Source organism: Streptomyces sp. NPDC047081, assembly GCF_040643775.1.
Classification (GTDB): Bacteria; Actinomycetota; Actinomycetes; order Streptomycetales; family Streptomycetaceae; genus Streptomyces.
Map to the genome: position 1 here is coordinate 73,541 of NZ_JBEYUY010000010.1, position 23,471 is coordinate 97,011.

Annotated in this window: 20 protein-coding genes; 12 read left to right on the plus strand and 8 right to left on the minus strand. The window is 71.1% G+C overall.

Translation table 11 applies throughout. From position 1 onward, the window contains the following. Window positions 1-165: 165 nt before the first annotated feature. Both ABZ848_RS20540 and ABZ848_RS20545 read left to right on the plus strand, forming a co-directional pair. On the plus strand, window positions 166-2,232 hold the full coding sequence (locus ABZ848_RS20540; protein WP_360833686.1) for a SpoIIE family protein phosphatase: 2,067 nt from the start codon (window positions 166-168) through the stop codon (window positions 2,230-2,232). A 53-nt stretch (window positions 2,233-2,285) separates the two neighbouring features. After that, window positions 2,286-2,540, plus strand: a complete 255-nt coding sequence (locus ABZ848_RS20545; protein WP_360833688.1) for an EF-hand domain-containing protein — start codon at window positions 2,286-2,288, stop codon at window positions 2,538-2,540. Between the two features lie 20 nt (window positions 2,541-2,560). Here ABZ848_RS20545 and ABZ848_RS20550 read toward each other — a convergent pair whose 3' ends face one another. Next, window positions 2,561-3,358, minus strand: coding sequence for a VOC family protein (locus tag ABZ848_RS20550; RefSeq protein WP_360833690.1), 798 nt, complete (start codon window positions 3,356-3,358; stop codon window positions 2,561-2,563). Window positions 3,359-3,620: 262 nt separating this feature from the next. Here ABZ848_RS20550 and ABZ848_RS20555 point away from each other — a divergent pair, with 262 nt between their 5' ends. Then, entirely contained in the window at window positions 3,621-5,243 is a 1,623-nt protein-coding gene (locus tag ABZ848_RS20555) for a metallophosphoesterase family protein (RefSeq protein WP_360833692.1), read from the plus strand. A 52-nt stretch (window positions 5,244-5,295) separates the two neighbouring features. On the opposite strand, the gene ABZ848_RS20560 is transcribed toward ABZ848_RS20555, so the two are convergent. Then, window positions 5,296-6,354 carry a P1 family peptidase gene (locus ABZ848_RS20560; RefSeq protein ID WP_360833694.1) on the minus strand — a complete coding sequence of 353 codons (1,059 nt, stop codon included), beginning with the start codon at window positions 6,352-6,354 and terminating at the stop codon, window positions 5,296-5,298. Window positions 6,355-6,371: 17 nt separating this feature from the next. Continuing rightward, window positions 6,372-7,019, minus strand: a complete 648-nt coding sequence (locus ABZ848_RS20565) for a TetR/AcrR family transcriptional regulator (protein WP_360833696.1) — start codon at window positions 7,017-7,019, stop codon at window positions 6,372-6,374. A gap of 146 nt (window positions 7,020-7,165) precedes the next feature. Here ABZ848_RS20565 and ABZ848_RS20570 point away from each other — a divergent pair, with 146 nt between their 5' ends. Together ABZ848_RS20570 and ABZ848_RS20575 are read left to right on the plus strand one after the other, a co-directional pair. Further along, window positions 7,166-8,986 (plus strand): FAD-dependent monooxygenase, encoded by a 1,821-nt coding sequence (locus ABZ848_RS20570; protein ID WP_360833698.1) that lies wholly within the window; start codon window positions 7,166-7,168, stop codon window positions 8,984-8,986. Next, the gene (locus ABZ848_RS20575) at window positions 8,973-9,743 is read left to right on the plus strand and encodes a hypothetical protein (protein WP_360833700.1); all 771 of its coding nucleotides are present in this window, start codon (window positions 8,973-8,975) and stop codon (window positions 9,741-9,743) included. The genes ABZ848_RS20570 and ABZ848_RS20575 overlap by 14 nt, the downstream gene beginning before the upstream one ends. A 17-nt stretch (window positions 9,744-9,760) precedes the next feature. On the opposite strand, the gene ABZ848_RS20580 is transcribed toward ABZ848_RS20575, so the two are convergent. Genes ABZ848_RS20580 through ABZ848_RS20590 form a run of 3 tightly spaced genes read right to left on the minus strand, consistent with a single transcriptional unit; the run spans window position 9,761 to window position 12,659 of the window. Next, window positions 9,761-10,354 (minus strand): TetR/AcrR family transcriptional regulator, encoded by a 594-nt coding sequence (locus ABZ848_RS20580; protein WP_360833702.1) that lies wholly within the window; start codon window positions 10,352-10,354, stop codon window positions 9,761-9,763. A gap of 29 nt (window positions 10,355-10,383) precedes the next feature. Further along, a complete protein-coding gene (locus ABZ848_RS20585; RefSeq protein WP_360833704.1) occupies window positions 10,384-11,487 on the minus strand; it encodes a tetratricopeptide repeat protein in 1,104 nt (367 codons plus the stop codon). Beyond that, window positions 11,484-12,659, minus strand: coding sequence for a DUF4331 family protein (locus tag ABZ848_RS20590; protein ID WP_360833706.1), 1,176 nt, complete (start codon window positions 12,657-12,659; stop codon window positions 11,484-11,486). Before ABZ848_RS20590 ends, ABZ848_RS20585 begins: the two co-directional genes overlap by 4 nt. A gap of 178 nt (window positions 12,660-12,837) precedes the next feature. Here ABZ848_RS20590 and ABZ848_RS20595 point away from each other — a divergent pair, with 178 nt between their 5' ends. From ABZ848_RS20595 to ABZ848_RS20615, 5 genes are all read left to right on the plus strand, one after another. Beyond that, on the plus strand, window positions 12,838-13,446 hold the full coding sequence (locus ABZ848_RS20595; protein WP_360833708.1) for a hypothetical protein: 609 nt from the start codon (window positions 12,838-12,840) through the stop codon (window positions 13,444-13,446). Window positions 13,447-13,459: 13 nt separating this feature from the next. After that, the gene (locus ABZ848_RS20600) at window positions 13,460-14,800 is read left to right on the plus strand and encodes a peroxidase (protein ID WP_360833710.1); all 1,341 of its coding nucleotides are present in this window, start codon (window positions 13,460-13,462) and stop codon (window positions 14,798-14,800) included. A gap of 28 nt (window positions 14,801-14,828) precedes the next feature. Then, complete coding sequence (locus tag ABZ848_RS20605; protein WP_360833712.1) at window positions 14,829-15,917, plus strand: catalase family protein; 1,089 nt, start codon at window positions 14,829-14,831, stop codon at window positions 15,915-15,917. Window positions 15,918-16,022: 105 nt separating this feature from the next. Further along, window positions 16,023-16,646, plus strand: a complete 624-nt coding sequence (locus ABZ848_RS20610) for a TetR family transcriptional regulator (protein ID WP_360833714.1) — start codon at window positions 16,023-16,025, stop codon at window positions 16,644-16,646. Window positions 16,647-16,751: 105 nt separating this feature from the next. Beyond that, window positions 16,752-18,665 carry a PASTA domain-containing protein gene (locus ABZ848_RS20615; RefSeq protein ID WP_360833716.1) on the plus strand — a complete coding sequence of 638 codons (1,914 nt, stop codon included), beginning with the start codon at window positions 16,752-16,754 and terminating at the stop codon, window positions 18,663-18,665. An 84-nt stretch (window positions 18,666-18,749) separates the two neighbouring features. Here the strand turns inward: ABZ848_RS20615 and ABZ848_RS20620 are convergent, their stop codons facing one another. After that, window positions 18,750-20,171 carry an aminotransferase class V-fold PLP-dependent enzyme gene (locus ABZ848_RS20620; protein ID WP_360833718.1) on the minus strand — a complete coding sequence of 474 codons (1,422 nt, stop codon included), beginning with the start codon at window positions 20,169-20,171 and terminating at the stop codon, window positions 18,750-18,752. A 188-nt stretch (window positions 20,172-20,359) separates the two neighbouring features. Here ABZ848_RS20620 and ABZ848_RS20625 point away from each other — a divergent pair, with 188 nt between their 5' ends. Further along, window positions 20,360-20,848, plus strand: a complete 489-nt coding sequence (locus ABZ848_RS20625) for an Lrp/AsnC family transcriptional regulator (protein WP_360833720.1) — start codon at window positions 20,360-20,362, stop codon at window positions 20,846-20,848. 149 nt (window positions 20,849-20,997) lie between these two features. On the opposite strand, the gene ABZ848_RS20630 is transcribed toward ABZ848_RS20625, so the two are convergent. Beyond that, window positions 20,998-22,611 (minus strand): MFS transporter, encoded by a 1,614-nt coding sequence (locus tag ABZ848_RS20630; protein WP_360833722.1) that lies wholly within the window; start codon window positions 22,609-22,611, stop codon window positions 20,998-21,000. Window positions 22,612-22,797: 186 nt separating this feature from the next. Here ABZ848_RS20630 and ABZ848_RS20635 point away from each other — a divergent pair, with 186 nt between their 5' ends. Next, entirely contained in the window at window positions 22,798-23,436 is a 639-nt protein-coding gene (locus tag ABZ848_RS20635) for a TetR/AcrR family transcriptional regulator (protein ID WP_360833724.1), read from the plus strand. Window positions 23,437-23,471 lie beyond the last annotated feature (35 nt).

Consider the following 23,471-nt stretch of genomic DNA (forward strand, 5'->3'; position numbering starts at 1 on the left):
GTTCCTGCTTGTACGGCCGAACCGCACGGCCCTGGTGGTGCCCGTTGCGCTTCCGCCCCCGGCGTCGCGGAGGGAGCATGGAAGGGCCGCTGGTCGGAACCCGGGTGGTGCGGCGACGCCGTGCAGCGTCGCGGTCTCCGGTGGAACGGTGGAGGTGGTTCCGGGATGACAGCCGAATCCTTCCAGCCCGACGCCGGTGCGCCAGGTGCCGAGTCCCCCCCGCCGACCGGTGTGCTGGACGTCCTGAGCGTGGCCGCCGTGGTCGTCGACGCCGAGGGACGCATCGTGTTCTGGACCCCGCAGGCGGAGGAGCTGTTCGGGTACACGGCGCAGGAGGCGCTGGGAAAGTACGCGGCCCGGCTGTTCATCCACCCGGAGCATCTGCAGGCGGTGGTCAGGCTGTTCTCGGAGGTGCTGGAGACGGGGCGGAGCTGGGCGGGCGCCTTCCCGATCCGGCACAAGGACGGCAGCAGCCGGATCATGGAATTCCGCAACATGCGGCTCCAGGACGACCTCGGGGGCGTCTACGCGCTGGGCATCGCCGCCGACCACACCCTGCTCCAGCGCGTCGAGACCGATCTGGCCCTGTGCGAGAGGCTGATCAACCAGTCCCCCATCGGCCTGGCCCTCCTCGACCCCGACCTGCGCTACCTGCTGGTCAACCCGGCGCTGGAGCGCATCGACGGCATCCCCGCCGAGGACCATGTGGGCCGGGGCCTCAGGGAGACCCTGCCACTGCCGGACGTCGACACCATCGAGTCCGCGCTGCGCCAGGTGCTCACCACCGGCACCCCGCTGCTCGACCAATACCACGTGGGCCGCCCGCCGACCGACCCCGAGCACGAGCACGCCTGGTCGCTGTCCTTCTACCGCCTGGAGGACCCCGGCGGGCGGATCCTGGGCGCGGCCACCTCGGTCGTCGACGTCACCGAACGCCACCGCGCGGCCTCCGAGGCGGACCGGGCCCGGCGCAGGCTCGCCCTCATCGCCGACGCCTCCGTACGGGTCGGCACCACGCTGGAGGTGGAGGAGACCGCCCGGGAACTGGCCGAGATCGCCGTGCCCGCGCTCGCCGACGTGGTCGCCGTGGACGTCCTCGACTCCGCGCTGGCCTGCCGAAGATCGCGCCGACCGGACGACGGCCCGGAGCTCTTCCGCGCCCTCGCGCTCAAGGCCGCCCATCCCACCGTGGCACTGCGCGCCGCCGACCCACCCGGCGGGCTCGCGGCCTACGACGGGGACCGCCTGGTCACGCTGTGCGTCCACACCGGCAGACCGGTGCTGGTACGGCATGTCGGCGACCAGGATCTGCCGCGCATCGCCCGGGACGCGGAGGCCGGTTCGCTGCTGGCGCGGGCCGGGGTGCACTCGTATCTCGCGGTGCCGCTGATCGCGCACGGCGAGGTGCTCGGCGCCCTCGACCTCAAGCGCACCCGCAATCCGCTGCCGTTCGACGAGGACGACGTCGTACTCGCCGCCGAACTGGCGGGCCGCGCGGCGGTGGCCATCGACAACGCCCGCTGGTTCCAGAGCGTGCGCAACACCGCGCTCACCCTCCAGCGCAGCCTGCTGCCCGACCACCCGCCCGAGCACGCGGGCCTCGAACTCGCCTCCCGCTACCAGCCCGCGCAGGCCACCAGCGAGGTCGGCGGCGACTGGTACGACGTCATCCCGCTGTCCGACGAGAAGACCGCGCTGGTCGTCGGCGACGTCATGGGCAACGGCATCGACGCGGCCGCCACCATGGGCCGGCTGCGCACCGCCACCTGCGCCTACGCGGACCTCGACCTCGAGCCGGACGCCGTGCTCCAGCACCTCGACAAGATCACCTGCGATCTGGAGCACTACATTGTGACCTGCCTGTACGCGGTGTACGACCCGCGTACGCGGCTGTGCCGCATCGCCAACGCCGGTCACATGCCGCCCGCCCTGGCCGGCCCGGAACACGCGGCCGAGCTGCTCGACCTGCCGCCCGGGGCGCCGCTGGGCGTGGGTGGCATCGCCTTCGAGACCACCACGGCCCGACTCGATCCGGGCGACCTGCTGGTCCTGTACACCGACGGTCTCGTGGAGACCCGTCACCACCCGATCGACGACCGGCTGAACCTCCTGCTGAGCTTCCTCGACGAGCCCCACCGCCCGCTGGAGGAGACCTGCGATCTGCTGCTCTACGGTCTGCGCCATCCCGACGACCACGACGACGTCGCGCTCCTGGTAGCCCGGGCCCGCTAGGGAACCGGTGTGACGGACGAGGCGTTCTTGTTTATGAGGACTAGGGGGACACGATGAGTGACAAGGCCCGCAAGCTGTTCGAGGCGCTCGACCTCGACCACAACGGCACTCTGACCCGCGACGAGGTGATCATCGCCCTGCGGTCGAAGGGGCCGACGCTCGCCGCGTCGGGGGATCTGCCGTTCTGGGCCCTGGGAGACGCCGACGACTCCTCCGCCCTGTTCGACGCGGCCGACGCGAACGGCGACTCGATGCTGACGCTGGAGGAGTTCGCGGCGGTGGTGGACCGCCGTTTCGGCTGGTCCTGATCCGCGTGGGTGCTCTGGTCTCAGCCCTGGGCCGGGGTGAGCACCACGAAGTCCGCGTGCCACGGGTCGAGGCAGACGGCGAGCCTGCCCACGCCCTCCGCGTCCGCCGGCCCCATCTGCACGCTGCCGCCGTTGCCGGTGACCTGGGCGACGGCGGCGTCGCAGTCGGCGACCGCGAAGACCGGGTGCCAGTACGGCCGTCCGTCGGTCAGGGAGAGGTCCTTGGCGGTGAGCTCCATGAGCCCGCCCTGCATACGGTCCTCGCCCAGTCCGGCCGGGGTGATCAGGGTGTACGTCCCCCCGCCGCCCGGTAGTTCCATGTCACCGAACTGCCAGCCGAGGACACCGCCGTAGAACTCCTTCGCGGCCGTGGCGTCGGTCGTGTACAGCTCGGTCCAGGACAGGGAGCCCGGCTGGTCCACCAGTTCGGCGCCCTTGGTCGTGCCCGGCTGCCAGACGGCGAACTGGCCGCCCAGGGGGTCGCTGTACTGCGCCATCCGTCCCCACTCGCCGAGGTCCTGCGGCGCCGCCCGCACGGTGCCGCCCAGCCGCTGCACGATCCGCGTGGTGGCGTCGGCGTCGGTGACGCTGTAGTAGATCATCCAGGCGGGGCGCGCGCCCTCCTCGGTCAGCTTCCCGAGTCCGGCGACGACCTTGCCGTCCTTCTTGAACATCCCGCCTTCCATGTCCTCGCTCGCCCCCATGGACTCGTAGTCCCAGCCGAGCACGGTGCCGTAGAAGGCCGCGGCGGCCCGGACGTCCGGAGCGCCGAGGTCGAGCCAGCAGGGTGAACCGGGTGCGAAGTCGGTGGTGATCACGGCGATGCCCTTTTTGGACGGCGTACGAATCGCTGTACCTCGTACGAATTCAGCGTGACACCGAGTCCCCACACGCGCTCGTCGGCGACGGCGGGGTGTCAACGGCCGGTCGGCCGCGGGCAAAGGCATCGGCAAGAAACGCCGTCTTGACCAGCCCCTTGTGACTCAACGGCCTGCTGGAAACGCACTGTTCACCCGGAGTCCGCCGCGCAACGCCAGGGTGCCCCCGTCGACAGCTCAACCGCTCGTCAGGGAGGGGACCATGACCGCACAGGCAGGGACAACGGACGAGGCTTCACAGGGGTCTTCCGAAGGGGTGGGCAAGGGGGTCAGCCGGCGTCACGCGCTCGGCCTGCTCGGCACCGCGGGAGCCGGGGCGGCCATCACCCCGGTGCTGGCAGCGGGTCCGGCGCAGGCCGCGCCGCTCGGCGCACCGGCCTTCCACATCACCCCGGACTCGGCGGGCGCACCGCCCGTCCAGGGGCTGCATCTGACCTTCGGGGCCGATCCGAGCAGCCAGATGACGGTCTCGTGGATCACCGACCAGCCGGTGAACAGACCCGTGGTCCACTACGGCACCCTGGAGCACGGCTTCGGCTCCAGCGCGAAGGCCCGGACCGTGACCTACGTGGACGGCACCTCCAGCCGGACCGTGTACGTCCACCACGCGGCCCTCAACCGGCTGGCACCCAACACCGATTACCTCTACTTCGCCGGGCACGAGGGGACCACCCCCGACGGCGGCGCCTTCCGTACGGCGCCGCGCGGCCGGCAGCCGTTCACCTTCACCAGCTTCGGCGACCAGTCCGCCCCGCAGGTGACCTGGGCGGCCGACGGCACGGTGGCGCTGGACGCCAACTCCACCCCGGCGACGAAGGACATCGTCACCGGCATCGAGCAGGTCGCGCCGCTCTTCCACCTCCTCAACGGCGACCTGTGCTACGCCAACCTCGACGTCGACCGGGTCCGCACCTGGAACAACTTCTTCGCCAACAACAGCCGTTCGGCGCGCTTCCGCCCGTGGATGCCGGCGGCCGGCAACCACGAGATCGAGAAGGCCAACGGACCGCTCGGACTCGGCGCCTACCAGAGCTACTTCACCCTGCCGTCCACCGAGACCGACGCCGAGCTCGCCGGGCTGTGGTACGCGTTCACGGCCGGTTCGGTCCGGGTGATCGTGCTGCAGAACGACGACAACTGCCTCCAGGACGGCGGCGACATCTACATCAGCGGCTACTCCGGCGGACGCCAGCTCGCCTTCCTGGAGAAGGAGTTGCGGGCGGCGCGGGCCTCCCGCGACATCGACTGGATCGTCGTCGCCATGCACCAGGTGATGATCAGCTCCTCGGACGCGAACGGCGCCGACCTGGGCCTGCGCCAGAAGTACGGCCCGCTGTTCGACCGGTACGGCGTGGACCTGGTGGTCTGCGGCCACGAGCACAACTACGAGCGCTCGCTGGCCGTCCGCGGTGTCGTGACCGGCAGCGAGACCCTTACCCCGAACCCGGTCTCACAGGCCACCGACTCCATCGACACCGGCCTCGGCACCGTGCACATGGTCCTCGGCGGCGGTGGCGTCTCCGGCACCACGAACCAGAAGTTCTTCACCGACGGCTCGGCCAAGGTGATCACCTCGGTGTCGGCGACGCCCGGCGCCAACGGCAAGCGCACCTCGACCTACACCAAGGAGCAGGCGGTCTGGTCCGGCGTCCGGGACGTCGAACACCCCTATGGCTTCGCCGCGTTCACGGTCGACCCGGGCCGCCACGCCGGTGACACCACCCGTATGCATGTGACCTACTACAACGTCAACAAGCCGCACGGCGAGCTGTCGGTCTTCGAGACCTTCACCCTCCGCCGCAAGCGGTCCGACGGCAAGGTCTGATGACACGCCCGGGGATGCCCCACGGACGCGGGGCATCCCCGACGGACTGCTGTCACTTCAGCAGGGCGAGCAGCGCTTCCGCGGGCAGCGGATGACGGGTGTCCCCGCGCGGGCCCGTCGTGGCCGTGGCGGTGAGCAGCGAGTTGAGGACGGCTTCCTCCACGGCGTCGAGCACGGCGACGAAGAGCGCGTCGAGCGAGTCGTCCGGTACGACGGCGGGTCCGGCCGGTGTGCCGAGGCGCCGGGTGCCGAAGGCGAGGCCATAGTCGCCGCTGCCGTGCGCGTACGCGGCGCCGACCCTGCCCAGCGCGTAGACGGCACGGCGGGCGAGGCGGGTCAGCTGGCGGGCGTCCAGCGGGGCGTCCGTGGCGACGACGACCATGCAGGACCCGTCGTCGGGAGCGGCCTCCGGCGCGGGAAGACCGACGTCGGACGGGGTGACCGTACGCCCGAGGACCCGCAGTGTGCCGCCGAAGTTCGCCTGCACCAGGACCCCGAGGGTCGTCTCCCGATCCGCGACCTGCACACACCGTGACGACGTGCCGATGCCGGCCTTGAACCCGAGGGCGACCGTGCCCGTCCCCGCACCGGCCGCCCCCTCGGCGACCGGCCCGTCCGACGCGGAGTCGAGAGCGGCGCGCACGTGCTCCTCGTACACCGGACGTGACCGGATGTCCGACAGCAGCCCGTCGTTGCACTCCCCCACCACCGGATTCAGACTCCGTACGCCCGCTCCCTCGGGCCGCTCCAGGATCCAGCCGACGAGCGCGTCCGCGACGCGGAAGGCGGACAGGGTCGAGGTGAGCAGGACCGGGGTCTCGATCGCGCCGAGTTCCGCGATCTGGGTGGTGCCGAGCAGCTTGCCGTAGCCGTTGCCCGCGAACACGCCCGCCGGCAGCGGGCTGCCGGGACCGACCCCTGCGGGCACGATCGCGGTCACCCCGCTGTGCACGCGCGGCGGACGGACCAGCGTGGTGTGTCCGACCCGGATGCCGGGCACATCGGTGAGGGCGTTGTGCGGGCCCGTCGGCAAGTCGCCGACGGCCAGGCCGAGTTCGCGGGCTCTGCGCGGGGTGGCGGGTGAGGACGGAGAGGGGGCGGGGGCGTGCATGACGGGCACACTAGCTCCTAGGCCCGCCCGTAGATCGCGCCCATGAAGACCGAGACGAGCGTGTCCAGCAGGCGCTCCTCGGGCACGGCCGGGGCCGTGTCGGCAAAGGTGCTGAACAGGGACCGCTCGACCATGGAGTTCAGCACGGTGGCCAGGTCGCGGGCCGGGATGCCGTCAGGGGCCGCCCCTCGCCGGCGCTCGGACTCGATCGCCTCCGTCACCTCCACCACGAACCTCTCCATGACCTGCGACCACAGTTCCCTGACGGCGGCGCTGGTGTACTGCGCGGCCGCCGCGGCGGAGGTGATCGCACGGTGGTCGGCGAAGGTCGCGCAGAAGGGGCCGATGGCGTCGCGCCAACCCTGCTCCTCGTCCTCTGCGAGGCGTTGGAGTGCGTCACCGCGGTTGGACCGGGCCTGTTCGACGACTCGGTCGAACAGGGCCAGCAGGACCTGCTCCTTGGACGTGAAGTAGAAGTAGAAGGTCGGCCGGGAGATGCCCGCGCCCTTGGCCAGCTGGTCCACGGAGATCTCGGACAGCGGCCGCTCGCCCAGGAGCCGCTCCGCGGTGGCGAGGATCGCCCGTTCCCGGTCGTCCCCACTGAAGCCGCGCGCCCTGCGTCCCCTCGTCGACGGTGCGGGCGACGGCTCGATTGCGGAGTCCATGGCGGGAGCGTACCAACCATATTCCCGACGAGGCGTTGACTTACTCGACACTGTGTCGAATGCTGTTGCCCGGTCCCGCCGCTGCCCCCTCCCGGACGGGCGGATCACGCCGTACGTCAACGTCGACGACTCAGGGAGCTGCGGACATGGCCCAACCGCCCCATCGGAAACGACTCGCGAGATCCCTGGGTATCGGGGCGCCGACGGTCGAGCAGACCGCGGTGCTCGTGGTCGGGGCGGGCCCGGTCGGCCTGACCCTGGCCCTGGAGCTGGAGCAGCACGGGGTGCCGACCTTGCTGGTGGAGCGGAACCCCTCCACCACCCGGCATCCGAAGATGGACGTCACCAACGGCCGCAGCATGGAGCTGTACCGCCGCCTCGGCATCGCCGACGACCTGCGCAAGGTCGCCATCCCCGGCGACCGCCGTACGAAGGTGACGTGGGCGACGAACGCGGCCGGCTGGGAACTGGCGTCGTTCGAGTACCCCAGCGTCGACGACATGCGCGAGAAGAACCGCGAGCGCAACGACGGCACAGGGCCCCTGGAGCCCTGGATGCGGGTCTCCCAGGTCATCCTCGAACCGTCGCTGCGAGACCTGCTGCAGGACCGGGCAAAGCACGTGACCGTGCAGTACGGGTGGGGGCTGGAGAACTTCGAGCAGGACGCCGACGGCGTCACCGCCCACCTGCTCTCCGCCGACGGCACGAGCCGCCGCACGGTCCGCGCCCGCTACCTCGCCGGCTGCGACGGCGCCGGCAGCCGCACCCGCCGACAGCTCGGCATCGGCCTGGACGAGATCGACCTGCGCAAGCTGGTCGTCAAGGAGATCGGCCTGCCCCGCACGCTTGCGGCCCTCGCCCGCGCCTTCCGGGAACGGGGCGAACGACCGGCGGACGGCCGCTTCTACCTGGTGCACTTCACCACGAAGGACCCGGCGGTCCTGGGCCGGTTCGGCAGCGTCTGGCACCTCCAGTCCCCGGACGGCTGGACGCTGATCTCGCAGAACGACGGCGACACCTTCACCTTCCACGCCCCGCTGGGCATGGGCGCCGACGCCGACCGCATCGACCCGCGTGAGTTCCTCTTCGAACGCCTCGGCTGCCGCTTCGAGGCGGACGTGCTGGTCGCCAACGCCTGGACACCGCGCCTGACCGTCGCCGACTCCTTCGGCCGCGGCCGGGTCTGGCTCGCGGGCGACGCCGTCCACCAGGTGACGCCGACCGGCGGTTACGGCATGAACACCGGCGTCGGCGATGCCATCGGCCTGGGCTGGGCGCTCGCCGCCGTACTGCAGGGCTGGGGCGGTCCCCGACTCCTGGAGGCCTACGAGCACGAGCGGCGGGCCGTTGCGCTGCGCAACCGGCAGGCCGCCGCCCGGCACGCCCTCGTACGGGCCGCCGTCATGACCGCCAACAGGGCCGAACTGCACGGCGAGCGCTGGCTCCGCGCCCGCACCCGGCAGCGCCTCGGCCGCGAGATCCTCGACCTGGGGAACCTGGAGAACGAGGCCCTCGGCATCGAACTCGGCTACCGCTACGACACCTCACCCGTCGTCTGCCCCGACACGGCCCCCGGCGCGCGGGCGCCCCGCCAGACGATGGACGAGTACGTGCCCAGCACCTGGCCGGGCGCGCGGCCGCCGAGCGTGCTGCTGGCCGACGGCACCGCGCTGTTCGACCTCTTCCACTCCCCTGGCTTCACCCTGCTGCGCTTCGCCGACCACGACGTCACCGCGCTCACCGACGCCGCCGCCGAACGCGGCGTCCCCCTGGAGGTCGTCGACGTGCGCGATCCGCACGCCCGCGCCCTCTACGAACGGGACCTGGTCCTCGTACGACCCGACCAGCACGTCGCCTGGCGCAGGGACACCGCGCCCACCGAGCCGCTGTACATCGTCGACCGCATCCGGGGCGCCCGCCGCCAGTCCGTCCAGGATCCGTACAGGAGAAGACATGAGCCGACCTGAGAAGACCACTTCCTTCATGTCCCCGGTCTGGTTGCGCGCGGACCTGCCCCGGGAGTCAGCCCTCGGGTACTGGTCCGGGCGGCACGCGGAGATCGCGGGGCGGCTGCCCAACATGGCCGAGTACGTGCAGCGGCACTTCTCGCCCACCGATCACGGCTACTGGCCGTCGTCCCCCACGGTGGGCACGATGATCCCGCCCGGCTGGCGCTGTGACGGCGTGGCCGAGGTCCGCTTCGGGAGCACGGCCGCCGCGCTGGGCATGCCGATGCACATGCGAGAGGTCTACCTGGACGAACAGAACGTCTTCGAACGGGTCCTGGGACAGGTCACCGGCCCCGGCGGAGGCCGCTGGTGGACCGACGGGCACGACGACGCAGTAGGCCATCGCACGGTTCTGCTGCTGCGTCGCCGTCGAGGACTGAGCGGCCGCACCTTCCGGCGATTCGTCCACGACCGCATCGGGTCGGCGCTCCAGGAGGCCGGCGCACAGGACCTGCGGACGTACACCTTCTTGCCGTGGTCGCGGTTGGTGCATCCCACTCTCGGCGTCTGTCACGACAACCCGGCCTTCCGCCGCTATCACGCGAGCGTCGTGGTGGGAGCCGACAGCCGTCCTGCCATGGAGGATCTGCTCAAGTCCGAGCAAGTCGGCGGAATCGTCGCCGACCAGGGGACGGTGCTGACCGCTGTCCACGCCTACACCGTGGAGCGGAGCGTGCCGGTCATCCGCGCCGGTTCGGCGCGGGCCACTGCTTGAAACGCACGGCCGGATCGTTACGGCGCCCACGCCCGCAGCGCCGCGTCCACCACCGCGTCCACCGTGTCGTGACCGAGCCGGGCACCCACGAGGAAACGCTGGTAGACGAGCGGGCCGACAGTGGTCATGGCGAACTGCTCGGCCGTGACGTCGTCGCGCAGGCGGCCCCGGTCGACGGCCGAAGTGACGGCGGGGCGGAGGGCGTCGACGATCTGCGTCAGGAGGGTCTGACGGAGGTGCTGCATCCCGTTGTCGTGCTGCGCCCCGCCCAGCACCGCGGCTAGTACGGCCCCGGCCTGGGCGTCATCGAGCCGCTCGCCGAGCTGTCGCAGGTAGTGGACCAGCTCAGCGCGCGGCTCGGCACCGGACGCTGCTTGTACGTCCTCGGGCGCCGGTGACAAGGGCGGCATGCCGGCCTCAAGTGCCGCAAGACGCACACCGAGCAGGTCGGGCCAGTGCCGGTAGACCGTGGCCCGGCCGACCCCGGCGCGGGCGGCCACCGCCTGGTGGGTGACGGCCTCCAGACCGCCCTCGGTGAGCAGCGAGGTGGCCGCGGCCACCATGGCCTCCCGGCTGCGCACCTGGCGTGGATCGGCTCGCTCCTCCGGCATACGGCACCTTTCGTGTGAGACAGCTTGCCTCACATGCTAGTCGCAGGTTGCCGGGGCCTGGAGATGTCGCCGACCGGCCGGTCGCTCGCCTCGCGGGCACGCCGGACCAGGGCGGATGAACGGCTCGTCTGGCGCATCACCAGGGTCTGGAGGGCGAGTTGGAGCCCCCGGTCGACATCGCCTCCGACCATGAGCCAGAAGTCGGCGGCGTGATCGGCGTACGCCTCCGGGTGACGCGTCACCAGTTCCTCGTAGCGTGCCGCCGCTCGGTCCCGCCACGGCTGCGCCTCCTGGTGGCGGCCGACCGCTCGCAGGGCGAGGGCGAGGTGGGCGGCGTACTCGGGGTCGTCGCTCGTCTCCACCAGCGGGCGCAGGCGGGCGGCAGAGGTCTCGGGGTCGCCCAGGAGGAGGTCGACCTCGGCGAGATGGCCGGTCGCCGGTGCGTAGCCCGGAACCCGGCGCAGTGCCGTGTCGAACCAGGACCGAGCGGCGGGCAGATCTCCTTCGCGCAGCCACATCACCCCGCGCCGGAAGTCCAGTTGGGCAAGCGGGAAGGGCGAGACGCCCCGGTGGGCGGCGCGCGCCTCGTCGAACGCGTGCTCCGCCTCGGTGGTCTCGCCCCGCTCCGCCCGGAGAACGGCCAGCGCCGACAGCATCGTGAAGCCGGACTGATGAGGGGTAGCGCTCCGCAGCAGAAGATGGGCTTCGGCATGGCAACCGACCGCCTGGAGGATCGCCGCGCGTTCCGCGTCGAGGGTGGCCTGCGCCGCGCCGGCCCGGCCCGCCGCGTCGAGGTCGGCCATGGCCTCGGCGAACCGGTGCAGGGTCGCCCGGGTCCGGGCCCGGGCCAGCAGGGCGGCCCTGTCGTCGGGTGCGTTCCACACCATCTGTTCGGAGAGCTGCGCGGCCTGCTCGTAGTCGGCGACGCGGCCCAAGAGGTGTCCGCGCAGTGTCAGGAGGTCGACCAGGGCCGCCTGTCGTGCGACGGCAAGTGGCGCGGTGGAGCCCGCCCGGCGTACGGGCGCCGCCACGCCGTCGATCTGGGCCGACAGGTTCACCAGGGCCAGGGTGCCGTCGGTCGTGACGGGTTCCCGGTCGGTGCGCACGAAGGTGCGTACGGGCAGGTCCGTCATGCCGCTTCGCCCTCCGGCTCCGGCGGGGTGAGCAGCGCGGTCATCACTGCCATGAGGTCCGGCGGGTTCGGGTTGGGGCCCACGAGGTACGGGAACTCGTGCGTGGCCGGCCGGGTCGCGTGGTCGACGCCGTCGCTGACGCGCGGGCCGTCGACGCCGTTGACCAGGAGGGTGTAGAGGGTGTCCACGATGTCGTCGTTGGGCGCCCGGCCGCCGCAGGTCGCGTGGGGGCGCCCGGCGAGCAGAGCGGTCTCGATCTCGAAGCAGCTGTCCTCGGCGAACGGCTTCGAGACGTCGACGACCAGGAAGTCGGCCAGGAGGAGTTCCGTCAGCGGGTGGGTGCCGCGCTCGTCCCGCGGCCAGACACGCTCGCCGTCGAGGCGGTCGAAGAAGGCGAGATTGGCGTCGAATCGCGCCCGGTAGGCCCCGGCGTAGTCCGGCCGTACGGCGAAGGCGTCCTCCTCGTTGTAGAGGTCGCGGATCTCCAGGTCGCTGTTGACGGGGTCGTAGCTCTTGCTCGCCAGGACGACGTTCTTGATCTCGGGGCGGCCCATGCGCTCCAGCCGGACCGGACGGCCGCCGGAGGTCACGGTCTCGCCGACGACGCCGAGCAGGGGGCCGCAGTCCAGGCCGAACACCACCTCGGGGTCGACCTCGACGACGATGCTCAGCACGTTCATCCCCTCAAGGACGTTGTCCGCGCCGGGCCGGAAGGCCAGCTTCTGTGTGGCGTCGGCGGCCAGGACGCCCGCGAGGTCGATGAAGAACGGGTCGAGTCGCGGTCCGGCGAAGATCCTCAGCCCTTCGGCCTCGGTGGGCTTCTCGTTGCCGACCTGGAAGAGGACCTGCTCGCCGCTCGGCGTCGCGCAGGTGCCTATCTGAATCGGTTCGTCGCTGCCGGGGATCTGGCCGGGTGCGGCAAACGTGAAGTCGAGGCCGTACTCGGTCTCACCGACGGTGAACGCGGCCCGTTCGGCCGCCGGGGCGACCGGCCGTACCCGCAAGCGGTAGGTGATCGCGTCGGAGAACAGCGCGGTGGGGGCGGCGGCCGGGAACACGTCGAGGACGAGCACCAGGCAGCCGGGCCGGTCGGGGCTGGGGAACGCGAAGACGTCGGCGACGTCGGACGCGGGGTCGAAGAGGATGCGCGGTCCGGAGAAGTGATCCGCCATCTGAAGCTCCTTCGAGAGATATTTGTGAGACAGCGTGACTCACAGAGATGCTACGAGTCAATCTGTCTCATAGTGGCGTGGGTCATGCGAGCGGCGCGTTGACAAGCCGGAAACAGCGAGCTGATGATGTAATCAGTTATGCGGAGACAGTCAGAAAGTGACCCCAAGGAGAGGCGCCATGAGCGAACACGCCCTGCATGCGAAGTTCCAGCAGTTCCCCGAGGCCGTCCGCGAGAAGGTGGACGCCGCACTCTCGGACGCCAAGATCGCCCTCAAGCTCAAGGCCGCCGAGATCCTCGCCGACAAGGAGGAGATGGCCGAACACGCCGTCACCACCGCCGGCCGGATCGGCGCCAAGAGCGGCGAGGTGTCCGAGCTGACGACGATCCTGCCGCTGAAGCCGAACGGCGCCGCGCGGCTGCGGAAGTTCTTCGGCCTGGTCGGCGGGAACCTGGCGGGCGCCGGGCAGGTCGGCACCCTGCACAACATGCGGTTCGTGTTCCTCGACAACGACACGAAGCTGCTGTTCGCGACCGCCTTCGACGGCGAGTGGGACCCGTACATCGACGACTTCGCCACCAAGATCCCCGAGTTCATGGACTACCTGTTCAGCAACGTCGAGGGCTGGCCCGGCATCACCTCGCCGGACGTGAAGGACTTCATCGTCAAGTACCAGATCCCTGCCGAGGCGTGGTTCGTCGCCCACCCCAACCTCACCGTCGCGGAGGGCCACCGGCTCAAGCGGCAGGAGGCCGCCGTGCAGCGTTTCCTGTCGGACCTCAACTGAAGGCAGGCGCACCATGCCTTCCCCGCTGTTCCGGCGGCTGCGCCGCCCGCCCACCCTGGACCTCGACGACATCCAGGCGACCCTGCTGCGGGCCCGGCCCGAGCCCTACTTCGGCACCCACGCGATCCTGGAGATCACCGAACCGGCCGCGGGCAGGGAACTGCTGCGCCGGCTGGCCCCGCGGGTGACCTCGGCGGCACGCTGGGACGAACCGCGGCCGTCCTGGCTGGCCCTCGCCCTCAGCTACCAGGGACTGGTCGCGCTGGGTCTGCCGGAGACCTCACTGGCCTCCTTCCCGGCCAACTTCCGCGCCGGGATGGCGGCCCGCGCCGAGCGGCTGCGGGACACCGGCGTGAACGCGCCGGGGCGCTGGGAGTTCCCCTTCGGCACCCCGCGCGTGCACGTGGCCGTCACGGTCTATGCCGCGAGCGAGGACGACTGGCGGGCCGACGTCGCCGCGTACGAAAAGGAGTTGGGCGAGGTCACGGGCGTACGGCTGCTGTCGCACCAGGACTTCGCGGCCGACGGGTTCAACGTCTTCGGCTACCGGGACGGCTTCAGCCAGCCGGTGGTCGAGGGCAGTGGCGCCGAACCCCTGCCCGGCGACGGACGGCCCATCAAGGCCGGTGAGTTCGTCCTCGGCTACCCGAGCGAGACCGGTGTGCCGCTGCCCGTACCGGCTCCGGACGTCCTGGGCCGCAACGGTACGTACGTCGTCTTCCGCAAGTACCACTCCCACGTCTCCGCCTTCAACAAGTGGCTGCACGACAACGCCTCCACCGAGGCCGAACGTGAGCTGCTGGCCGCCAAGTTGGTCGGCCGCTGGCGCAGCGGCGCGCCCCTCGCGCTGTCCCCCGAGCGCGACACGCCCGCGATCGGCGAGGACCCGAACCGGATCAACGACTTCGACTACTCCGCCGACCCACGCGGACTGCGCACCCCGCTGGGCTCCCACATCCGGCGGATGAACCCGCGCGACACCAAGCTCACGGTCCTCACCGACGTCAACATCCGCCGGATCATCCGGCGCGGCACTTCCTACGGCACTCCCCTGCCCCCCGACCGCCTCAAGGACGACGGTCGGCCGCGCGGCCTGGACTTCATCGCCCTCGGCGCCCGCGCCATCGACAACGTCGAGTTCCTCCAGAGCGAATGGGTCGGCTCCGGCAACTTCATGGGCCTGGGCAAGGAGAAGGACCCGATGATCTCGCTCCAGGACAAGGGCGCCTACTTCACCGTGCCGGGCACCCCGCCCCGCCGGGTGCAGAACATCCAGTCCTTCAACACCCTGCTCGGCGGCGAGTACTTCTTCATGCCGAGCCTGTCCGCCATCCGCTGGCTCAGCAGCAACTGAACCCCCACCTCGCGCGGAGGCCTTCCCCATGACCTCGTACGTCCGTTACAGCCCCGACCTCGAACAGCCCTTCCCGAACGAGGACGAACTCGTCCGCCAGGTCGTCGCGGCCATGGGCAAGGCCAACCAGCAGGTCGCCGACAAACACCGGCACGGCCTGCGCGACGCCCACGCCAAGAGCCATGGCGTCCTCGCCGGGGAGCTGCGCGTCCAGCCCGATCTCCCCGCCCACCTCGCCCAGGGCCTCTTCGCGGAACCGGCCACCTATCCGGTGGTCGTCCGCTTCTCGTCCGCCCCCGGCGACCTGCGCTCCGACCAGGTGCCCGTCCAGCGCGGCCTCGCGATGAAGGTGATCGGCGCCCCCGGAGCCCGCGCTCTCGACGACGGCTTCACCACCCAGGACTTCCTCCTCGTCAACCACCCCACCCTGCCCTTCGGCAACATCGCCGAGTACGCCAAACTCCAGGGCCTGCTGGAGAAACAGCCTCGCCAGAGCGACCAGCAGCTCCAGCTGACCGGCGCGGCCGCCCGCGTGGCCGCCAAGGCCCTGACCCGGGTCGGACGTCCGCTCCCGCCCGCCGTCGAGACCTTGGCCGCCGCCAACGACCACATCCTCGGCGAGACCTTCCACTCCATGGCCGCGCTGCGCTACGGCGACCACGTCGCGAAGATGTCCGCCGCGCCCCGCTCGGCGAACGTCAGGGCCCTCACCGGCAGCCACGTCGACAAGAAGGCCGGCGAGTCGGCCCTGCGCGACCTGGTCATCGACTTCTTCGCAGACAACGGCGCCGAGTACGACCTCCGCGCCCAGCTGTGCACGGACATCGACCGGATGCCGGTGGAGGACGCCTCGGTCCTGTGGCCCGAGGAGCTTTCACCGCACGCGACGGTGGCGGTACTGCACCTGCCGGCCCAGGACGCCTACAGCGACGCCCGGCGCCGCTACGCCGACGACGTCCTCTCCTTCAGCCCCTGGCACGCCCTGGAGGCTCACCGCCCACTGGGCTCGATCATGCGCTCGCGCCGCGCCGCGTACCCCGCCTCCAGTGACTTCCGGCACCGCTTCAACGGCATCGAGCCGCAGGAGCCCGCCGACATCAAGGAGCTTCCCGCCTGACCGTGGCCCGGCCGATCCCGGATGCGGCCGCGATCGGTCGGGCCCCGCCCACGTGCCAGAATGGAGAAGTCCGTTCTCCGTTCCTGCTTCTCCGAGGTTCCCTTCGTGTCCCAGACCGTCGGCCGTGTGCCCCAGCGACGCAACGCACGGTCCAACCGAGCACGTATCCTGGCCACCGCCCGTCAGGAGCTGGGGCGGAATCCCGACATCACCCTTGAGGAGCTCGCCCGCGCCTCCGGTGTCGTAAGGCGCACACTGTTCGGACACTTCCCCGGTCGGGCCGCGCTCTTGGACGCACTGGCGGAGGAGGCCGCGGAGGCGCTCCAGGCCGCCGTTGCGGTCGCAGCGGACGCGACGCAACCGGCCGACCGGGCGCTCGCTCACTTCTCGTTGTCGCTCTGGCCCGTGGGCGATCGCTACCGGATGCTCCTGGCACTGGCCCGGCGCGACCTGGGCATGGAGCGTGTCGCGGAGATCCTCAAACCGGCCCGGGTACGGGCCACGGCCATTGTGGAGCAAGGACAGCGGGATGGCGTCTTCCACTCCCAGCTGCCCGCGTCGGTACTGAGCGCCGGTCTGGAGGCGATGACGGTCGCCCTGCTGGAAGAGGTCAACACCGGCGCACTGGAGGACGACGGCACCCGGGTGGCCATCACCTCGCTCATCGCGGCCGGGGTGCCGGAGAAGCGGGCGCGGGCCGTCGTGGACGAGGTGGCCGCGGAGAGCTGAGGCTGCCCGCGCGAAGTACGCCGTGACCCCGGTGCCAAGCATCGGGGTCTTTCCATGTCCACCCTCAGCCCTTTACTTACCCCTGAATGTGCAATTATCTTGGCCATGAACTTCGGCGGACCAGACGATCTGGCCTTCTCCCACCCTGCGCCGGTGGCGGTCCTCGGCGACAGGTACGAACTGCGGCTGCTCCTCGGCTCCGGAGGCATGGCCGAGGTGCATCTCGCGCACGATCTCCGGCTCGACCGCAGCGTCGCGGTGAAGACTCCGCGCACCGACCTCGCCCACGATCCGACACTCCAGGAGCGGTTCCGGCGGGAGGCACAGTCCACCGCCTCGCTCAACCACCCGGCCATCGCCGCGGTCTACGACACGGGCGAACACTTCTCGTACGGGGCGCAGTTGCCGTATCTCGTGATGGAGTACGTCGACGGCACGACTCTGCGCGAGGCCCTGTACTCCGGACCGCCGCTGACCGTCGAACGCGCCTTGGAGATGACGGCCGGCGTCCTGGAGGCGCTCGCCCATTCCCACCAGCACGGCATCGTGCACCGGGACATCAAGCCGGCCAACGTCATGGTGACTTGGTCCGGCCAGGTCAAGGTCATGGACTTCGGCATCGCCCGGGACATTCGGGACGTCGGCATGACCCAGACCTCCCTGGTGATCGGCACCGCCCAGTACCTCTCCCCGGAACAGGCGATGGGACACGCCATTGACGCCCGCTCCGACCTGTACTCGGTGGGCTGTCTCCTGTACGAACTGCTCACCTTCCGCACGCCGTTCACCGGTGAATCGCCGATGGCGGTGATGTATCAGCACGTCCAGGAGGAACCGCGACCGCCGAGCCTCTACAACCCCGAGGTCGGCCCGCAGGTCGACGCGATCGTCCTGCGGGCACTGTCGAAGGACCCCGCGTACCGCTACCAGTCCGCGCAGGAGATGCTCGCCGACGTCGAGGCGTACCTCGGGTCGCAGACCCTCCCGGACCGGGCGTTCGACGGCGGCGAGGAGCCCGACAGCGATGACCCGGCGGAGAGGGGCCGCCGCAGAGGCAGTGCCGCGCTGATCGGGACGGGTGTCGCGGTCGTCGTCGTGGCGCTCGTGCTCGGCTGGTTCATGTTCGGGCGCGGTGCGGCCGACGACGGCAAGGCGGGCGTACCCGATCTCGTCGGCCAGACCCTGGAGGAGGCCCGCCGTACGGCGGACAACGTCGGGCTCACGCTCACCGTCACCAAGAAGGAGCCCTGCGCGGACCAGCCCAGGGGGCACATCTGCGAGCAGACCCCACTGGACGGCCGGCTCGACAAGGGAGAGGCGGTGTCGGTCACCGTCTCCACCGGTGCGCCGAAGGTCGAGGTGCCGGACGTCACGGACAAGGACGAGGACGACGCGTCCCGCATCCTGGAGGACAAGGGCTTCAAGGTGAAGCTCCGGCACAAGGTGTCCACCGAGGACGCCGGGACCGTCCTGGAGCAGGATCCGACCGGCGGCGAGAGCGTCGAGAAGGGCACCGAGATCACCCTCACGGTGGCCAAGGAGGCCGAGAAGGCCACGGTTCCCGACCTCACCGGCAGCACCCTGAGCGAGGCCCGCAAGCTGCTCGCCGAGCACGACCTCGAACTGGGCGACACGACCGAGGTGGAGAGCAGCGCCGAGGCCGGGACCGTCGTCCAGCAGAGCGCCACCGCGGGAGAGGAGGTCAAGCCCGGCACCTCGGTCGACGTCCAGCTCGCCAAGTCGGTGCAGACCGTGCAGATCCCGACGGACATCGTCGGCAAGACCCTTGCCGAGGTCCAGAACGAGCTGGGCGGACTCGGCCTCCAGGTGACCGTCGCCTCCGGGTACTCCCAAGTCTCCGACGCCGTCGTCACGTCGAGCACCCCGGGCGCCGGGAGCGAGGTCGAGGCGGGCAGCACGGTGGCCGTCGTCACCGAGGAGGCCCAGGACACGTCGTCGGGCGACGGGACACCGGCCGACGACACGGCGACGACTCCAGGGGCGACGACCGACGGCTAGTGCGACGTAGCCGGCACTTCGGCGAGCAGCGACCCGACATCCGATGACGTCTCGGTCAACTCGGTGATTGCGAGCCGGGGTTCGCTACGTGGTGGCGTGGCGCTCGGCCTCGGCGGTGATGATCTGCAGTGCCTCGGTGACGCGGTCGTGGTGGGTGCGGTGGGAGACCACGCAGACGCGCAGGGTGTAACGGCCGTCGACGACGGTGCTGGAGAGCACGACGCGCCGGTGGCCGTTGATCCGCTCCAGCAGACGGCGACTGGCCTCGTCGGCTCGTTCGGCGGCCGCCGGGCTGTCGTCGGCGGGGCGGATGCGGAAGATCACGGTGGACAGGTCCGGGCGCTGCGGGACCTCCAGCTCGGCGACGCCGGACAGGGTGTCGTGGACGTGTTCGGCCAGGTCGAGCTTTTCGTCCAGCGCCTCGCGGAAGGCGTCCTCCCCGTGCAGGTGCAGGGGAAGCCAGGCCCGCACACCGCGGATCTCATGGGTCAGCTCGGGCCCGAGGTGACCCGAGTCCGGGACCCCCGTGGCCGCCATGTCCTGGAGGTAGCTGCCGGTGCCCTCGTGCGCGGCGTGCAGGGCGGCAAGGTCGCGGACGACCAGGGCACCGGTGCCGAAGGGCATGAACAGGGTTTTGTGCGGGTCCAGGGTGACCGAGTCGGCCTCCTCGATCCCGGCCAGGCGTTCCCTGCCGCGTGCGGTGAGGCGGAAGAAGCCTCCGTAGGCCGCGTCGACGTGGAACCAGACGTCCTCGCGGCGGGCAAGGTCGGCCAGCTGCGGCAGCGGGTCGACGGTGCCGGTGTCGGTGGTGCCGGCGGTGGCCACCAGCAGGAACGGCCGCAGCCCCGCGTCCCGGTCGGCGCGGATCATCGCGGCGGCGGCCTCGGGATCCATCCGCAGGTCCGGGGTGTGCGGCACGGTCCGTATGTGCGCCGCGCGGATCCCGGCGAGGCGGGCGGCCTTGGCGACGGAGTGGTGGGCGAAGGCAGTGGTGTAGACGGTGCCGTCCGCGAGGTCCTCGCCGAGCCGTTGGTGGCGGGCGGCGACCGTCGCGGAGAAGGTCGCCATCGAGCCGCCGCTGGTCAGCAGGCCCCCGCTGCCCTCCGGCAGGCCGCAGACCTCGCGGGCCATCCACCGGATCACGCTCTCCTCCAGCGCGGCGAGCGCCGGGGCCACCGAGGCCAGGCCGCCGTAGCGGTTGACGGCGCGGTTGTAGAACTCGGCGAGCGCGGCCGTGTACAGACCGCTGCCCGGAATGTACGCCAGGTGGCCGGGCCCGGCGGTCTCCAGAGCACAGTCGGCGGCCTCGTCCAGCCGCGCGAGCAGGGCCTTCAGGTCACCGCCCCGGGCGGGTGGCGGCGCGAGGAACGACTCCACGAGCTCGGCCTCGGCTCGCGGGGACAGGGGACTGGCCGCGGGGCGGGCCGCGAGGTTGTCGGTGCGGTCGACGACACGGTCCAGGACGAGCCGGCCCATTTCGTCCATCGCGGCGCGGTCGGGTTCCAAGGGCAAGGGGTGCATGAGGCGGTCCGATGTACGTGGGAGGGGGTACGGAGGCGGCATCGGACCGGCTCGGCGGCCCGCGGCGCGTGACCAGAATGCGCCGCCGAGCCCGGCACGCGATGGCGTAGTGCGTGCCTGTACGGCGTCCCGGCGCACGATCATTCGTCGATACCGGCGTTACGCTGCATTTCATGCCACGCCCCCTGTATGACCGCATCGACCGGGCGATCCTGGACCACCTCCAGCGCCACGGCCGCACCCCCAACGTCGACCTGGCCGAGGCCGTACGCCTCTCCCCCTCGTCCTGTCTGCGCCGCACCAAGGCGCTGGAGGAGGACGGGGTGCTGGCCGGCTACCGGGCCGACCTGGACCGCGAGCGGCTCGGCCTCGGGCTGACGGTTTTCCTCTCCCTCAAGGTCGAGCACTCCCGCACCACCGCCCAGGTGGTCGAAGAGGCGCTCAAGGCGATCGAGCACGTGGTCGCCTGCCATGTGGTCTCCGGCGACGCCGACTTCCTCGTCGAACTCGCCGTCCCCGACCTGCTCACCTTCGAGAAAGTCCTCACCGATCAGATCCTGGCCATCGGCCCCGTCCGCGACGCCCGCAGCACCTTCTGCATCCGCACCGTCATCGACCGTGGGCCGCTGCCCCTCAACTCCTGGCCCGCCCCGCGCGGATGACAAAAGGAAGCGGATGACAAAAAGAAGAGGGGGACGGCGCCAGGTGTCCCCTCCCGGCGCCGTCCCGGGGCCGTGCGCCGCTCAAGGCACGGCCCGTCCTGGGGGTGGCGGAAGCCGGAATCGGGGTTCCGGCCTCCGGTGTACGCGGCTCAGGCGTCCACGGTCTCGGTCTGCTCCTCGGTCGGCTGCGCCGCTTCCTCCGCACCGTGCTTGGCCGTGTGCTTGCGGCCGGGCAGGACGGCGATGACGATCAGGGTTCCGGCGGCCATGATGACGGCGCCGATGAGACTGGTGTGGGCGATGGCGTGGGCGAAGGACTCGTGCACCGCTCCCAGCAGGGTCTGGGCCTGCTCGGCGCCGCCCTGGGGGTTCTTGGCGACCTGCTCGGCGACCGCGATGCCCCCGCCGACGGAGTCCTTGGCGGTGTCCAGGGCCGCGGCCGGGAGGTGGCCGCCGACCAGGTCGGTCAGCTTGTCCTTGTAGGACGTGGCGAGCAGCGAGCCGAGGATGGCGATGCCCAGGGCGCAGCCGAGTTCCAGCGCGGTGTCGTTGGCGCCGCCGCCGACGCCCAGCTCGTCCTCCGGGAAGGAGCCCATGATGGTGTCGGTGGCCGGGGACAGGCTCAGGCCGATGGCGAAGCCGAGCAGCAGCAGGGGCGTGAGGAAGTCGGTGTACGTCGAGCCCGACTCGATCCGGGTGAGCAGGAAGACGCCCGCCGTGCCGATGACCATGCCGGTGCCGACCACCACCTTCACGCCCAGCTTCGGGGCGAGCTTGCCGGTGACCGCGGCGCCGACGAAGACCGCGCCGGCCAGCGGCAGCAGGCGGATACCGGTTTCCAGGGCGTCGTAACCGAGGACGAACTGCAGGAACTGGGTGGAGTAGTAGATCGAGCCGAAGGTGCCGAAGAAGAAGAACAGCACCGCCATCATCGAGCCGCTGAAGGGCCGCTCGGTGAACTTGCGCACGTTCAGCATGGGGTTGGGGTGCTTCAACTCCCAGGCCACGAAGGCCAGCAGGCCCACCCCGGCGACGATGGCCGCGGTGATCGGGCCGACGCCCCAGCCGAAGTGCGGGCCCTCGATGGTCGCGTAGACCAGGCAGCCGACCGACACGATCGACAGCAGACCGCCGACGTAGTCGATCCGGCCCATGCCCTCCGCCTTCGACGGCGGCACCAGCAGCAGCGCGCCGACGACGCCGAGGACGGCGATGGGGACGTTCATCAGGAAGGTCGAGCCCCAGGCGTGGTCCTCCAGCAGCCATCCGGCGGCCAGCGGACCGGCGGCGATGGCGAGACCGGAGGTCGCGGACCAGGCGGTGATCGCCTTGGCGCGCTCGGCGCGCGGGAAGATCGCGACCAGCAGGGAGAGGGTGGCGGGCATGACGACGGCGGCGCCGACGCCCATGATCGCGCGGGCGACGATGACGAGGTTCGTCTCGTCGACCAGGCCGCCCATCACCGAACCGCCGATGAAGATCAGCAGGCCCAGGACGAGCGCGCCCCGGCGGCTGTACTTGTCGCCTATCGCGCCGAGCACGAGCATCAGCGCGGCGTAGGGGACGGTGTAGCCGTCGATGACCCACTGCAGGTCACTGCTGCTCAGGCCCAGGTCCTTGGTCATGTCGGGGGCGGCCACGATCAACGACGTGTTCGCCATGACCACGATCAGCAGGCTCAGGCAGAGCACCAGCAGCGCCCACCAGCGGCGCGGATAGGGCTCGGTCATCTTCTCGACGGGTGTCTTCGCAAAGAGCGGCATGGTCGGGCTCCTCGGCAGGAGGTGAAGCGGTGGCTTCGGGGTGCGGATCGGTGGGAGTGGCGCCGGTGAGGCCAGGAGGAGGCCCGACGCCAGGGGCAGCTAATTGCCCACTGATGTGCAGACTAGTTTATTGCCCGTCGATGTGCAACTATCGAGTCGCCCTCCCCCGTCGACCGGAGGTCCGACATGGCCCACGCACCCGTCACAGCCACCCCGGAACGCAGCCGAACCCTGCTCACCCGGGCCCGCATCCTCGAAGCGGCCCGACAGCAACTGGGGCGCGACCCCGACAGCAGCCTCAGCGACATCGCCGAGGCGGCAGGCGTCGTACGGCGTACGGTCTACGGCCACTTCAACGGCCGGGCCGCGCTCATGGAGGGGCTGGCGGAGGACGCCGCGCAAGCGTTGCGGCAGGCGCTCGCGGCCCCGCGGGCACCCGTTGCGGACGCCGTCACGGAGCTGGCCCGCTTCGTCCTCGCCGTGTGGCCCGTCGGCGACCGCTACCGCATCCTGCTCCGCCTCGCCCCCCAGGACCTCGGCCCCGAACGGGTCACCGAAGTCCTCGCCCCCGCACGCGAGACGGCGGAGGCGATCATCTCCCGGGGCCGGCGGCAGCGGGTCTTCCAGACCTGCGCGCCGCCGGCCGTGCTGACCCGGGCGCTGGAGGCACACCTGCTGGGGCTTCTGGACTGCGTGAACAGCGGGGTCTGGAGCGACGACGGCACCAGCACCGCGACCGCAGCCCTGATCGCGATGGGCGTGGACGCCGACAGCGCCGCGAGATGTGTCCACGGGCTCGTCCGGCCCGCGGGCGACGCCGCGTAGGCGCACTTCCCCGAGCACCACCCGAAGAGGAGAAC

Coding starts and splice junctions, on each gene's coding strand:
- ABZ848_RS20615 (WP_360833716.1), top strand. CDS start 16,752: ATGAACTTCGGCGGACCAGACGATCTGGCCTTCTCCCACCCTGCGCCG.
- ABZ848_RS20570 (WP_360833698.1), top strand. CDS start 7,166: ATGGCCCAACCGCCCCATCGGAAACGACTCGCGAGATCCCTGGGTATC.
- ABZ848_RS20560 (WP_360833694.1), bottom strand. CDS start 6,354: ATGCACGCCCCCGCCCCCTCTCCGTCCTCACCCGCCACCCCGCGCAGA.
- ABZ848_RS20585 (WP_360833704.1), bottom strand. CDS start 11,487: ATGACGGACCTGCCCGTACGCACCTTCGTGCGCACCGACCGGGAACCC.
- ABZ848_RS20630 (WP_360833722.1), bottom strand. CDS start 22,611: ATGCCGCTCTTTGCGAAGACACCCGTCGAGAAGATGACCGAGCCCTAT.
- ABZ848_RS20635 (WP_360833724.1), top strand. CDS start 22,798: ATGGCCCACGCACCCGTCACAGCCACCCCGGAACGCAGCCGAACCCTG.
- ABZ848_RS20540 (WP_360833686.1), top strand. CDS start 166: ATGACAGCCGAATCCTTCCAGCCCGACGCCGGTGCGCCAGGTGCCGAG.
- ABZ848_RS20625 (WP_360833720.1), top strand. CDS start 20,360: ATGCCACGCCCCCTGTATGACCGCATCGACCGGGCGATCCTGGACCAC.
- ABZ848_RS20555 (WP_360833692.1), top strand. CDS start 3,621: ATGACCGCACAGGCAGGGACAACGGACGAGGCTTCACAGGGGTCTTCC.
- ABZ848_RS20605 (WP_360833712.1), top strand. CDS start 14,829: ATGACCTCGTACGTCCGTTACAGCCCCGACCTCGAACAGCCCTTCCCG.
- ABZ848_RS20600 (WP_360833710.1), top strand. CDS start 13,460: ATGCCTTCCCCGCTGTTCCGGCGGCTGCGCCGCCCGCCCACCCTGGAC.
- ABZ848_RS20545 (WP_360833688.1), top strand. CDS start 2,286: ATGAGTGACAAGGCCCGCAAGCTGTTCGAGGCGCTCGACCTCGACCAC.
- ABZ848_RS20595 (WP_360833708.1), top strand. CDS start 12,838: ATGAGCGAACACGCCCTGCATGCGAAGTTCCAGCAGTTCCCCGAGGCC.
- ABZ848_RS20580 (WP_360833702.1), bottom strand. CDS start 10,354: ATGCCGGAGGAGCGAGCCGATCCACGCCAGGTGCGCAGCCGGGAGGCC.
- ABZ848_RS20575 (WP_360833700.1), top strand. CDS start 8,973: ATGAGCCGACCTGAGAAGACCACTTCCTTCATGTCCCCGGTCTGGTTG.
- ABZ848_RS20590 (WP_360833706.1), bottom strand. CDS start 12,659: ATGGCGGATCACTTCTCCGGACCGCGCATCCTCTTCGACCCCGCGTCC.
- ABZ848_RS20565 (WP_360833696.1), bottom strand. CDS start 7,019: ATGGACTCCGCAATCGAGCCGTCGCCCGCACCGTCGACGAGGGGACGC.